The organism is Nocardiopsis sediminis (genome assembly GCF_042650565.1).
Classification (GTDB): domain Bacteria; phylum Actinomycetota; class Actinomycetes; order Streptosporangiales; family Streptosporangiaceae; genus Nocardiopsis_B; species Nocardiopsis_B sediminis.
Window position 1 is genome coordinate 409,220 of record NZ_JBHSBH010000003.1, and the last position, 12,615, is coordinate 421,834.

Sequence of the window (12,615 nt, forward strand, 5' to 3'; positions counted from 1 at the left end):
CTCCACCCTTCCGTCTCCTCGCTCCCGGATCCCCGTGCGCCCCTGTCCCCGCGTCACTCGCGCTGGGACACGCACGCCGGGAACTCCACGAACCCGCGGGTGCCGCCGGGGCGCGGGGCGCCGAGGTACTCGGCCTCCACCGTGTCCGCCTCGGAGGACTCGACGGTGACCTTGGCCCCCAGGCCCAGGCCGAGGGCCACCCGTCCGCCGAAGGTGTCGGAGTCTATCGTCCGCACCTGGGTGGTGTTGGCGACCGTCGCCTGCTCGTACATCAGCCGCTCGAAGTCGCTCGCCCCCGGCGGCGGCTCGTTGAGCAGGGACTCGCCGTCGTCGAAGAGCTGGCTGAAGGCCAGCGCCGGAATCCCGGTCGCCCCCTCCTCGCGCAGGTACTCCTCGGCGATCGCCTGCTCTTCGGGGGTGTCCAGGGTGATGGTGGTGCGGGTCTCCTGGAGTGTGGTGTCGCCGTCCCTGCCCTTCAGGCCGCCCTTGCCGGTGCGCCCGCGCCCGCCGAGGCGGTCCTTGCTGATCAGGGTGTCCTCGACCGTGGTGGTGTAGACGATCTCGACCGGGCGCCCCTCGGAGTCGCGCATGACCCGCATCCCGCCCGTCCAGTTCGTCAGGTTCTCGGACCCGGCACCGGCGATCTCCGTGCCGACGCCCAGTTGCCCGTCGAACTGGTAGGCGGTACCGGTGAGCACGTTGTCGGGGTCGCGACGGTCGGTGCGGACGGCGACCTGCCCGCCCAGCCGGAACTTGCCGTTGATGCCGGTGCCGACGTCGAAGTACTGCTCGCCCTGGGAGGTCTTCACACCCGCTCCGGTCTCCGCGTTGGCGCCCGCCTCCAGGCGCAGGGTCGCGGTGGTGATGCCCGGGTCGGGGATCTCGGGGGGCGGGTTGAGCCAGTAGTAGAGGCCCATGCCCGGGTTGCGGGACATCGACTCCATGGCCTGCTGGTTCTCGATGATGTCGTCCTTGAAGGACATGGCCTGCTCGCGGTCGTCGAAGATCCAGGTGTCGCCGACCCCGGCCCTGAGGTAGGCGCCGATCTTGGCCTCGGCGCCGAGCTGGACGTTGTCGCCGCCCTCGCCCCTGACCTGGAACGCCTTGCCCTCGACGCCGAGTTCGAAGTTGTGCGGCATCAGGGTGAGCCGGTAGGTGCCGTCGGCCATCTGCTGTTCCATGAACGCGTATTCGTCGCCGAATTTGAAGATGCCGATGTACATGGAGTACCCGGCGCGTTCCTGGAGCTGGTAGACCTCGCAGCGGGGCGGGACGAAGTCCTCGTCGCGCGGGGTGTCGGCCTGATCGCCGCCGGGGGGAGGGCAGTCGCCCTGCGTCGTGACCTTGCAGATGGCGTAGTCGATGTAGTCGGATATCCGCTGCGGAATGGATGTGAGGAGTAGTGCGCCGATAATGGCGGCGATGAGTAGGATCACCGCTGCGAATTCCGTGGCCGAGGCCCCGCGCTCGCCGCGCGGAATCCGGTCGCCGAGGCCCACCGCTTCCCCCTGATCCCCTGAACCCGCGGGTTCTGCCGCCCGTGCAAACGGTTCGACAGTACGTGCAGGTCAGAACGGCGAGTAGGCCCACGGGTGACGGTGGTTCTGGGCCCGGAGTGGGCCCGCGCGGTGTGGTCTACGAGGCTTTCAGCAATCGCTTTCCGGCGATCGTCCCAGCTCACATGTGGTGAATGGCGAAAAGAGCGGCAAGGGAAGGGCCCAAGCGAATTGGGCCCTCGTCACCTTCCGTTCGCTTTGGGGTGTATGTCCCGTCGGATCCCATTGCTCAAGACCTCACCGCCTGTTCGCATGGTGCCGGACCGTCCAGGGCGGGGTCGGGGCCGAGGGCGGTCCGGCGGGGAGGCGCGGTTCCTGCTTCCCCCTCCGAAGGCAGGATCGCGCGTGGTAGGTGTGCCGGAGTTCCGGTCAGGCCACGGAGGTCCCGGCGGGGCGGCAGGTGAGGGTGAAGCCGACTCCCGTGCGGGGGTGGGGGAGCGGGCCCCAGGTGTCGGCAATGTAGTCGATGAGGGTGATGCCGCGCCCGTGCTGCGCCATGGGGGTGAGGGGGCGAATGAAAGGCAGTGTCCCGCCGGCGGGACATCCTTCGTCGTCGACCTCGATGGTGATGCGGTGGGTGTCGATCTTCAACGTGACCTTGAAGACGCCCCCGCGGCCGCTCGCCGTGTAGCGGATCGCGTTCGTCGTCGCCTCTGAGACGAGGAGAACGGCGGAGGCGATCGTGTCGTCGGGGATCTCGAAGCCCTCGTGGGCGGAGAGGACGTCATCCGTCCATTCCCGCACCTTCCGAATCTGGTCGGACCATCCGGGGAACCGGCGCTCGTATTCCACTGCCATCACCGCCCCTCGAATCGGAACAGATACGGACGAATTCGGCGCGACCGGGGTCGCTGGAAAACGCCCGAAGGGGATTTCATGCCGTTAGTCTTCATGGATGTGGTCCTCCCTGGTCTCGACAGGTTGAGGGCTGCGGTCCTGGTCGGCGCCCTACGCCGACCAGGACCACTTGCGTAGTTCGCGGGTGTGGTCGACCTGGTCACATGTTCGTGCGCCGTCAAGTGGTTGAGGGCGCCACAGGGCCCACGAGATCGTTCCTCGTTTCGCTGCTGAGCAGCTTGGGACAACGATGATCCGCCAATAGGACTCCGTGCCAGTGGATCCACAGAAGAGTTAGGAATATTCAGTTTCGATGGCGAGGGGTCATCATCATGTGGTGTGATTTGAGGGACGGTCAGAATTTGTGGAGGAACCATGGCTCGTCAAGTCAACCCTCTATGGCAGAAGATCGGATCTGAGCTGCGGAAACGTCGGCGTGCGGCGAGTCTGTCCCAAGACCGCGTCGCTGCCGAGGTCAGAGTGTCGTCGTCGCTCGTCTCCTATTGGGAGAAGGGGACGCGGACGCCGCAGCTTGACCACTGCAAGGAATTGGATGCCCTCTTCAAGACGTCAGGCGTCTTCCAGAGATTGTGGACGCGGGACAACAACAGCCACGGAATGTACCCCGAGGGCATCCAGGGCGGCATCGACCTTGAACGCACGGCGCGTGAGTTGCGGGAGTTCCACGGAACGCTCGTTCCGGGATTGGCGCAGACCCCTCGCTACGCTCGGGCGATCTTCCAGGCCATGCGTCCGTGGGTAGATTCGACCACGCTCGATGGCATGGTCGAATTGAGGATGAAGAGGCAGGAGATCCTCAAATCTCCGGATCGGCCGCTGCTGTCGATCGTGTTGGACGAGACCGTGATCCGCCGTGTTCTTGGGGATGTATCGATTGCAAAGGAACAGCTCGAACATCTGCTTCGACTGGCTGACGATGGCATAATCCGGCTTCAGGTGATGCCCCAGGATTTGCTGTTGCCGCCTGGTCTTTCAGGACCATTCCGGGTGTTCGTCTTCTCGGATCGACCGGTCGCCGTGTCCGTAGAGCACATGCTGGATGATCTGATCCTGGACGATGCCGACCAGATTCGCGAATGTGTCATGATGTTCGGAGTGATCCAGGCGGAGGCTCTTTCGACTAAGGCAAGCTATGACCTGGTCCGGAAAGTTCAGGGAGAGTTGGGATGACGACGAGCTGCGGGTGGCACAAGTCAAGCTACAGCGGTGGCAACAACAACAACTGTGTCGAGGTTGCCGAGGGCCGCACCACCCTTGTGCGTGACACCCAGCACCCGAATCTCGCGACTCTGGCCTTCCCAGCCGTCGAATGGCGGGCCCTCCTCGCTGACATCGACTTCCTGTAACGCCTGGCCGGCCTCCGCCCCTCTCGGGCGGAGGCCGGATCCGACCATCAGGCGTAGAGGAACATGAAGTACAGGATCACCGAGGCCAGGATGAGCGCCGCCACCGACGCCGCCACGATCTTGGGGACGCTGTAGGGGCGGTCGCCCTGGATCTCTCCTGAGCAGCCGTTGACGAGGACCTGGTACGACTTCCCGTGGTACACGTAGCTGCCCGTCCACACAGGTAGCAGCATCAGCTTGCACGTCACCTTGTCGTACCGGGTGTCGACCGCCTCCACCCGCTGGACGTCGCCGCCGATGTCGCGGCGGCAGTCGCGCTCGATGACCGACGCCATCACCGACTTCGCCTTCTCGAACCCGTACTCGGGCTCGACGTCGTAGCGCAGGGTCTCGTGGCCCGTGAGGTAGTCGGGCTGGAAGGCCGCCGCCGACTTCAGTGGCCACGGCTGGAGCGCGTGCAGGCGGGCGGCGTCCACCGGGCCCCGGTCGATGCCGGTGACCAGGACGTCGTCGAACCGCCGCGACACCTGCCCCCGCACACCGGACCAGCGCGTCTTGCGCACGCGCTGCCTCTTCCCGTTCCGGTGCTCGGTCGTGTAGTAGTAGCGGCCCCTCTGCCCCTTGTACTTCGACGCGGTCGCGGCGTCGAACGTCCAGTGCGGCAGGAACGTGCTCCGCATCGACTCCGCGTCGGCCACCTTCTTGAGGCCGCCCGGGGCGAACCAGCGCGCCCCCGTCCACTTGCGCAGCGAGGCGCGCGCCCCATTGCGGTCGAGGCCGAAGGCGAGGATCGCCTCCGGCACGACCTGCGGATCGTTGGAGGTGTCGGCGACCAGCGGGGCGGAGCAGAACTGGCACACCCGCGAGAGCGCGCCGCCCTGCACGTGCGCCCCGCAGCGGTGGCAGTTGAAGTGGTGCGCGGCCAGCTCCTGGGCGGGGCGGCGCGGCTTGGAGATCACCTTCTCGAAGGAGTGCTCACGGACCTTGCGGGCGGCCGGGCGCAGCTCCTGCCGGTGGCCGCAGTAGGGGCAGCTCAGGCTCGACGTGCCGGGCGCGTACTGGAGGTGCGCCCCGCAGCCGGCGCAGGGCAGCGAAGGGCGGGACGCCGCGGGGGGACCCGCAGGAGGGTGGGACTGGGACATGGTGGCCTCACGGAAAAACCGAACGGGTGGGAAACGGCACGCCGAATCCATGCGGAGCGCAACGGGCGGCCGTGGGGGCGCCGGCCGTCGCGGTGCGGGCCCGGTGGACGAGGGCGCGGCCGGGCCCGCTGCGACAGGTGATGAGGGCCGATCCGCCCGGGGAACGCGAACCCTCGGACGACGGCCCTGGACGGGGGACGGCTACGAGGGCGGCAGCGGCGGCGGGACCTCGCCGAAGAGGCGGGCGATCTCGGGCACCTCGCGGGCGGGCGCCCACTGCTCCATCCCGGTCCGCCACACCAGCGTCTCGGGGGTCAGCGTCCCCTCACCGACCCGGTGGGGCAGCGAGGCCTCGTCGAACGGGCCGAGCCGCTGCCCGCCCGCTCCGAGGTACCACTGCGTCTGCTGCGGCAGCGGGGGAGGCCCCGCCGCCTGCCCCTGCGGCGCCTGAGGCGGCCCCGCGTGCCGCCCCTGTGGTGGCTGGCCCCCTGCCTGGGCGCCGAGGTTGGCGGCCATCTGCTGGCCGGCGGCGAACCCCATGCCCAGCCCCAGCCCCTCGCCGGCGCCGCCGCCCGGGTTCTGCGCGGCGTCCTCGATCGCGTTGGCGGTCTGGAACCGCCCGTACTGGTCGAGGTCGCCGACGATCGCCATCTGCGAGCGCTTGTCGATGGCCTCCTCCACCTCGGGCGGCAGGGAGACGTTCTCGATGATGAAGCGGGGGATCTGGATGCCGACGTCGGCGAGGTCGGCGCTGAGCACGTTGGCCAGGCGCTCGCCGATCACGTGCTGGTTGGCGGCGAGGTCGAGAACGGGGGTGGTGCCCGCGGCCGTTCCCAGGGCGCTGCCGAGCCGGCCCACGATCTGCTGGCGCAGGTACTCCTCAACCTCTTCGGTGCGGAACTGCGGGTCGGTGCCCGCCAGCTCGCGGATCAGGCTCGCCGGGTCGACCACCCGGGCGGCGTAGCCGCCGAAGGCGCGCAGCCGCACCATCCCGAATTCGGGGTCGCGCACGAGGACGGGGTTCTGGGTGCCCCACTTCATGTCGGTGAACTGGCGGCTGGAGACGAAGTAGACCTCGGCCTTGAACGGCGAGTCGAAGCCGTACTTCCACCCCTTCAGCGTGGACAGGACCGGCAGGTTCTGGGTGGCCAGGGTGTAGGTGCCGGGCGGGAAGACGTCGGCGATGGTGCCCTCGTTGACGAAGACGGCCATCTGCGACTCGCGCACGACGAGCTTGGCGCCCATTTTGATCTCGTTGTCGTGGCGGGGGAACCGCCAGACGATGGTGTCGCGGCTGTCGTCCAGCCATTCGACGATGTCGATGAATTCATCGCGGATCGCATCGAACAGTCCCACACGCGCTCCCTACGCTCGCCCCTCCGGGTGACCCGGCACCCGCCCTCCGCGGGTGCCCGTGCGGTCGGCGTCCGCACCGGGTCACCTTGGCTTCGACCGGGGAGGCGCCGACGCGGTTCCGCCCCCATCAGGGTGTATGTCGAATCGAAACCCGGCAATGCTCGCGTACGGCGCGCTGTGTCCGCATTCGGACACGCCGGAGCGTGTGGCGCCCCGTTATGTCCGGAGCCGGCCGCGGATCCCGAAGCGCCGCGGCCACGACCGCGCTAGAGCCGCCCCTGGGCCTTGAGCGCGATGTAGGCGTCGGCCAGAGCCGGGGCGATGTGCTCGGGGTCGGCGTCGACGACCTCGACGCCGTGGCGCCGCAGCTCCGCCGTGATCCGGCGGCGCTCGCCGAGGGTGCGTTCGGCCGCGGCGGCGGCGTACACGCCGCGGGCGCTGCCCCGCTCGGCCGCCATCTCGGTGACGCGGGGGTCGCCCACGGCCGCCACCATCAGCAGGTGGCGGGCGGTCAGCGCGGGCAGCAGCGGGAGCAGGCCGGCCTCCATGGCGGTGGCGTTGAGGTCGGTGAACAGCACCACGAGCTGTCGGCTGCGGCTGTGCCCGCCCAGGATGGTCGACACCAGCCCCGCCGGATCGGACTCCACCAGCTCCGCCTCCAGCGGCGCCATCGCCTGCACCAGCGCCGGGATGCGGCTGCCCCGCCCGTGCGTGCGCACCTGTGCGCGCACCCGGCGGTCGTAGGCCAGCAGGTCCACCCGGTCCCCGGCCTTGGCGGCCAGCGCCGCCAGCAGCAGCGCGGCGTCCATGGCGTGGTCGAGCCGCGGGGTGTCGCCGACCCGCCCCGCCGACGTGCGCCCGGTGTCGAGCACCAGCAGGATGCGGCGGTCGCGCTCGGGTCGCCAGGTGCGCACCACCACGCCCTCGCGGCGCGCGGTGGCCCGCCAGTCGATCGAGCGGACGTCGTCGCCCGGCACGTACTCGCGCAGCGAGTCGAACTCGCTGCCCTGCCCGCGCACCAGGGCGCTGTGCTGACCGTCGAGCTCGCGCAGCCGCGAGAGCTTGCCGGGCAGGTGGCGGCGGCTGTGGAACGGCGGCAGCGCCCGGACGCTCCACGGCACCGTGTGGGTGCACTGGCGCGCGGCCAGCCCCAGCGGGCCCAGGCTGCGCACGGTCACCGCGGCGGCGTGCTGGTCGCCCCGCCGCTGCGGGGTCAGCGCGGTCTCCAGGCGGCGGCGCTCCCCGGCGGGGACGGCGACGGTGTGGGCGCGCGGCAGGGCGTCGGCGCTGGGGGCCCACGCGTCGCGCACCAGGCCGCGCAGCGCGCGCCGCCCCGGGTTGCCGACGAACAGCGCCACGCGGGCGGTCTCACCGAGCCGGATCGAGGTGTCGCCCTCGCGCTCCAGGGTGACCCGGCGCGGGCTGGGCGCGAGTGCGGCGTCGGTCAGGATCGCCGCCGCGAGGACCGCGAGCACGGTCCACGCCACCGCTGTGGCCGCCGACCCGGAGAGCAGCACCACCAGCATGCCCGCGAACGCCGCGAGTACCGCCCGGCCCGTGATCGCCATGCCCTGCCGTCCGTCCTGGTCTTCCTGGTCCTGTCGAGTGTGCGGATCGGGCCCGCGGCCCGCCCTGTCCCGGATGGGGTCAGCGCGGGACCGCCACCGAGGCGAGCACGCCGTCCAGGACGCCGTCGGTGCTGGCCCCCTCCAGCTCCGCCTCCGGGCGGAGCGCGATGCGGTGCCGCAGTGTCGCCTTGGCCAGCGCCTTCACGTCGTCGGGGGTGACGTAGTCGCGCCCCGACAGCCACGCCCACGCGCGGCTGGTGCGCAGCAGCGCGGTCGCGCCGCGCGGCGACGCCCCCAGCTGGAGCGACGGCGAGTGGCGGGTGGCCCGGCAGATGTCCACGATGTAGCCCAGCACCTCGGGCGCCACCCGGGTGGCGCCCACGGCCTCACGGGCCGCGCGCAGGTCCTCGGCGCCCGCCACCGGGCGGACCCCGGCGGCGGCGAGGTCCCCAGGGTCGAACCCGGCCGCGTGCCGCGACAGCATGCCGACCTCGTCCTGGCGCTCGGGCAGCGGGACGACCAGTTTGAGCAGGAACCGGTCGAGCTGGGCCTCGGGCAGCGGGTAGGTGCCCTCGTACTCCACGGGGTTCTGCGTGGCGGCCACCACGAACGGGTCGGGCAGCGCCGTGGGCCGGCCGTCGACGGTCACCTGCCGCTCCTCCATGGCCTCCAGCAGCGCCGCCTGCGTCTTGGGCGGGGTGCGGTTGATCTCGTCGGCCAGGAACAGGTTGGTGAAGACCGGGCCCTCGTGGAACTCGAACCGCGCGGTGCGGGCGTCGTAGACCATCGACCCGGTGACGTCGCCGGGCATCAGGTCCGGGGTGAACTGCACCCGCTTGTGGTCCAGGGCCAGAGCGGCGGAGACGGCCCGGACGAGCAGCGTCTTGGCGACGCCGGGCACCCCCTCCATCAGGACGTGGCCGCGGCACAGCAGCGCCACGACCAGCCCGGTGACGGTCTCGTGCTGGCCGACGACGGCCTTGGCGACCTCGTCGCGCAGCGCGGTCAGCGCGGCTCGGGCCTGCTCCGGGGCGGGCCCCTGCTCGGTGAAGGCGGTCACGTCGGCACTACCTCTTTCGCGTTCTCCGTTGTGCTGGTTCGTGGTGGGGGCTGCGGGGATGCGGGGACCCGTTGGCGGCCGGGGCGGCCCGGCGCCCGTGCCCTCACCGCAGGCGGCCCTCAAGGCGGTCGAGGTCGTCGGCGAGCCGCACCAGCCCGTCGTCGTCCGCAGTGTAGGCATCGGCACCGGTGCCCTCGCGCGGACCGTACAGCAGGGCGCGCAGCGCCGCGGGGTCGCCGCCCGTGCGCCGGGCCACCGCGTCGACGACCGTGTCGGGCGCGGCGTCGGGGCCCAGGCCCAGCGCCGGCCGCACCCGGCCGATCAGGCCGTCGCGCAGGGCGGCGCCGGCCCGGTCGCGGGCGCGGTGGGCGGCGTAGAGCCCGGCCCGCCCTTCCGTGGTCTCCGAGGCGCGGACCACGACCGGCAGCCGCTCGGTGACCAGCGGGCCCAGCCGCCGGCCCTGCCAGAGGGCGAGCAGCAGCAGGGCGGCGCCCAGCGGCAGCACCGCGTAGCGCAGCGACAGCGGCAGCAGCTCAACCAGGGTCGCCTGCCCCTCGGGGACGGCGACATCGGGGAGCAGCCAGACGACGTCGCGGCCGTCGACGAGGTTCAGGGCGAGGGCCGCGTTGCCCTCGTCGGCGAGGTACTGGTTGGTCAGCGGGTTCGGGGTGCCGATCACCGTCGTCGTGGCGCCGGAGTCGTTGGTGACCCGGACCAGCGCGTCGCCGCCCCTGCCGTCCCCGCCGCCGAGGTCGCCGTCGTCGGTGCCCGGGTAGCAGCCGGTGCCGCCGGGCGCCGTGTACAGCTCGCCGCCGAGGTCGGCGGGGCCGGCGGCGCGCGCGGCGGGCAGGTCGCAGCGGGGGGCGAACGCGTCGGCGTCGGCGCGGGCGGCCACCTCGACACCGGGGGCCAGCGCGTCCAGGGCCGGGCCGGTGGGCTGGACGAGCAGCCGGTCGCCGGGGGCCTGGGCGAGGTCGTCGAGCTGGCCGGCGCTGAGCCGGTGGGAGAGCGCCACGACGAGGACGGAGTCGTCGGTGAGGGCGCCGGCGGCGGTCGCGGCGTCGCGGGCGACGGTGACCTCGGCGCCCTCGCCCTCCAGCACCTGGACCAGGGCGCGCGCGCCCTCGGGGTTGGGGCCTTCGGGTTCGAGGACCCCCTCGGGCGGGCGCTGGGCGCCGATCGAGACCACTACGGCAACGGCCGCCAGGCCCAGGAAGGCGGCAACGGGCCCGCGGGCGCGCCGCCACAGGTCGGCAGGGCGCGGCGAGGCGGGGGCGGTACCGCCCGGGGGCGCGGGCGCCGGGACAGCGGGGGCGGAGGCGGCCATCAGGGGCCCACCGCCGTGTGCACGGGGCTGCTGTCGCGCAGCAGCCGGTCGAGGTCGCGCAGGAGCCGGTCGTCGTCGGCGGTGGCGGGGCGCTGGCCGTAGGCGATGTCGTTGAACGCGCGGGCGGCGGCCGCCAGCCCCTCGCGCCCGGCGGGCAGCGCCGCCGACGCCTCGGCGGCCAGTTCGGTCGCGGTCCGCCCGGGACGCGGGGCGACGATGGTGCGGTCCTCCAGGTCGCGGGTGATGGCGCGCAGGCGCTCGCGCACCGCGGGCCCGTACTCGCCCGCTGCGGCGTGCCGGTCGGCGGCCGCGCGGTGGTCGTCGGCGGTGCGGGCGGCCCCGGCGTCGATGACGGCGCCGGTGAACCGCGTGCGCCGGGCGGGCCGCATATAGACGACCAGGGCGATCAGCAGTAGCGCGAGCAGGACGAGGATGGGGCCGAGGACCCACCAGCCGCCGGGGACGGACTGGTCGGCGAGGCGGATGAGGTCCTGGAGCCGCTCCATGGCCCAGGCGTAGAGCCGGTCGAGCAGGCCGGGCTCGGACTCGCCGTAGATGGGGTCGCGCAGCTCCTCGCGGGCCAGGCGGGCCCCTTCGTCGCGGCCCGTCACACCGGCGCCCCGGGGACGGCGCCGGCGGGCCCGGGCGGCTGCGGGTATCCGGCCTGCTGGGGATACCCGGGCCCGGGCGGCGGCCCGGCGGGCGCCGGCGGCTCGGGAAGGTAGATCTCGGGCCCGGCGTCGGCGCCGGACTGCGCCGCGGCCTGGAGCCGGAGGTCCAGCCCCTCGCGGCGCATGCGCAGGTCGACGTAGAGCAGCGTGGTCACGCCGGTGACGAAGGGGTTGGTGATCGTCCCGGCGACCATGGACCCCAGGAAGATCGCCGCCGCATAGATGGTGTCGGCGACGAAGCGGTTCTCGACGACGCCGGCCACCGCGGCGATGACCGAGAACGGGCCGGAGAGCACGCTCGCCACCATGTTGCCGAGGAACGAGGACAGCAGCAGGATCCCGAACACGCGCCACCAGCCGCGCCGGGTGAGCCGCCAGGACCGGGCCAGCGAGCCTCCGGGGCCGACGCGTTCGAGGACCGTGACGGGCATGGCGAGGCTGGTCCGGACGTAGATCCAGACGTTGACGGCGGCCCAGGCGAGGACGCCGAGGAGGCCCGCGACGATGCAGATCCAGATGTCCACCCCGGCCACGCCCAGGCCGACCGCGCCGGCGACCACGCCGAAGAGGAGGGCGAACGAGGCCACACCGAGCAGGAGCAGCAGGAGGGCGACGCCGAGGACCGCGCCCAGCCGGGGCCGCACGGCGGCCCACGCCTCGCCGGCGGAGAGCCTGCGGCCGAGCACGGCGAGGCCGACCACGGCGGCGAGGAGGCCGGTGAGGACCGCGGTCCCCACGAAGCTGAGGATGGCCCCGCCGAACTGCGCGACCAGGGTGAAGGGCGACATGGGGAAGTCGACTTCGTCGAGGGGGGACTCCTCCAGCCACACCGTGTAGTCGCTGATGAAGGACCCCGCGCCGATGGCGGGCAGCAGGCTGGCCAGGGCCACGATGATCGCGGTCATCCCCAGGGTGACCTTGGGGTTGTTGCGGATGTAGCCGAAGGCGCCGTTGAAGATGTCGCCGAGGGCGAGCGGGCGCAGGGCGACGATCCCCGGGCGCGGGGCCGCCGGGGGCCCATAGCCCGGCGGGGCGCCGTAGGGGGGCTGGCCGTACTGCCCGTAGCCGGGGTGGGGGCCGTGGCCGGGGGGCGCGTAGCCCGCAGGCCCGCCCGCTCCGGGAGGCGCGTAGCCCGGGGGCGGAAGGGGCGGCGCGAACGCCGGACCCGTGCCTTGGGCCGGTGCCTGTCCCTCCGCCGGCGGGTATCCCTGCTGTCCGAAATCCGGGCCCGGCCCGTACCCCTGGCCCTGGTCGTGGCCAGGGCCGCCGGCCGCTCCACCGGGCGCGACCCACCCCGGGGATGACGCCGGGGGCTCCGGCGCCCCGCCGCCGGGGGCCGCCCACGACGACGGCGCTGGGCCGGGGGCGGGGTCGCCGCCCGCGCCCGGCTCCGGCTCCGGCGACCGGTCCGGGTCGCGCCGTGCCTGGCCGTCGTCCTGCGTCATCGCTCCTCCGTGGTGCGTCTGCTCGGGCCCGTTCGGATCCCACGCTATTCGAGATCAACCTACTGGCGGGCGTTGCGGTCCTGCGCCCGCATTTGGTCCCGTATCAGGCCACCGATTGCGTACGTTCCTTTTGTATGCTTTCGGATATCGACCGACCGCGTCGCGTGCACAGAGTGATCAATCTGCTCTGGACGGGCGACGACCCAGGCGGCAGTCTGTCCCAGGGGACCTGGCCAGGGAGGACGGCTCCGCCGCCGCGGCGGTCCGGTGGCTCACACGGGGGGCG

At 72.3% G+C, this 12,615-nt stretch carries 11 protein-coding genes; 2 read left to right on the forward strand and 9 right to left on the reverse strand.

Features of this window, described 5'->3' with window-relative positions; all coding sequences use genetic code 11:
* Positions 1 to 53 precede the first annotated feature (53 nt).
* Both ACFOVU_RS03225 and ACFOVU_RS03230 read right to left on the reverse strand, forming a co-directional pair.
* Positions 54 to 1,436, reverse strand: coding sequence for a hypothetical protein (locus tag ACFOVU_RS03225; RefSeq protein WP_378529754.1), 1,383 nt, complete (start codon positions 1,434 to 1,436; stop codon positions 54 to 56).
* Between the two features lie 489 nt (positions 1,437 to 1,925).
* Entirely contained in the window at positions 1,926 to 2,354 is a 429-nt protein-coding gene (locus ACFOVU_RS03230) for an ATP-binding protein (protein WP_378529755.1), read from the reverse strand.
* Positions 2,355 to 2,768: 414 nt separating this feature from the next.
* On the opposite strand from ACFOVU_RS03230, the gene ACFOVU_RS03235 reads away from it, so the two are divergent.
* Positions 2,769 to 3,584 (forward strand): helix-turn-helix domain-containing protein, encoded by an 816-nt coding sequence (locus ACFOVU_RS03235; RefSeq protein ID WP_378529756.1) that lies wholly within the window; start codon positions 2,769 to 2,771, stop codon positions 3,582 to 3,584.
* Entirely contained in the window at positions 3,581 to 3,760 is a 180-nt protein-coding gene (locus tag ACFOVU_RS03240; protein WP_378529757.1) for a DUF397 domain-containing protein, read from the forward strand. The genes ACFOVU_RS03235 and ACFOVU_RS03240 overlap by 4 nt, the downstream gene beginning before the upstream one ends.
* A gap of 47 nt (positions 3,761 to 3,807) precedes the next feature.
* Here ACFOVU_RS03240 and ACFOVU_RS03245 read toward each other — a convergent pair whose 3' ends face one another.
* From ACFOVU_RS03245 to ACFOVU_RS03275, 7 genes are all read right to left on the reverse strand, one after another.
* Complete coding sequence (locus ACFOVU_RS03245; RefSeq protein WP_378529758.1) at positions 3,808 to 4,902, reverse strand: hypothetical protein; 1,095 nt, start codon at positions 4,900 to 4,902, stop codon at positions 3,808 to 3,810.
* A 201-nt stretch (positions 4,903 to 5,103) separates the two neighbouring features.
* A complete protein-coding gene (locus ACFOVU_RS03250; RefSeq protein WP_378529759.1) occupies positions 5,104 to 6,258 on the reverse strand; it encodes an SPFH domain-containing protein in 1,155 nt (384 codons plus the stop codon).
* Between the two features lie 266 nt (positions 6,259 to 6,524).
* On the reverse strand, positions 6,525 to 7,826 hold the full coding sequence (locus tag ACFOVU_RS03255) for a DUF58 domain-containing protein (RefSeq protein WP_378529760.1): 1,302 nt from the start codon (positions 7,824 to 7,826) through the stop codon (positions 6,525 to 6,527).
* A gap of 79 nt (positions 7,827 to 7,905) precedes the next feature.
* Positions 7,906 to 8,886, reverse strand: a complete 981-nt coding sequence (locus ACFOVU_RS03260; RefSeq protein WP_378529761.1) for an AAA family ATPase — start codon at positions 8,884 to 8,886, stop codon at positions 7,906 to 7,908.
* A gap of 103 nt (positions 8,887 to 8,989) precedes the next feature.
* Positions 8,990 to 10,213 (reverse strand): DUF4350 domain-containing protein, encoded by a 1,224-nt coding sequence (locus tag ACFOVU_RS03265; RefSeq protein WP_378529762.1) that lies wholly within the window; start codon positions 10,211 to 10,213, stop codon positions 8,990 to 8,992.
* A complete protein-coding gene (locus ACFOVU_RS03270; RefSeq protein ID WP_378529763.1) occupies positions 10,213 to 10,824 on the reverse strand; it encodes a DUF4129 domain-containing protein in 612 nt (203 codons plus the stop codon). The genes ACFOVU_RS03265 and ACFOVU_RS03270 overlap by 1 nt, the downstream gene beginning before the upstream one ends.
* A complete protein-coding gene (locus tag ACFOVU_RS03275; RefSeq protein ID WP_378529764.1) occupies positions 10,821 to 12,329 on the reverse strand; it encodes a hypothetical protein in 1,509 nt (502 codons plus the stop codon). The genes ACFOVU_RS03270 and ACFOVU_RS03275 overlap by 4 nt, the downstream gene beginning before the upstream one ends.
* Positions 12,330 to 12,615: the final 286 nt, after the last annotated feature.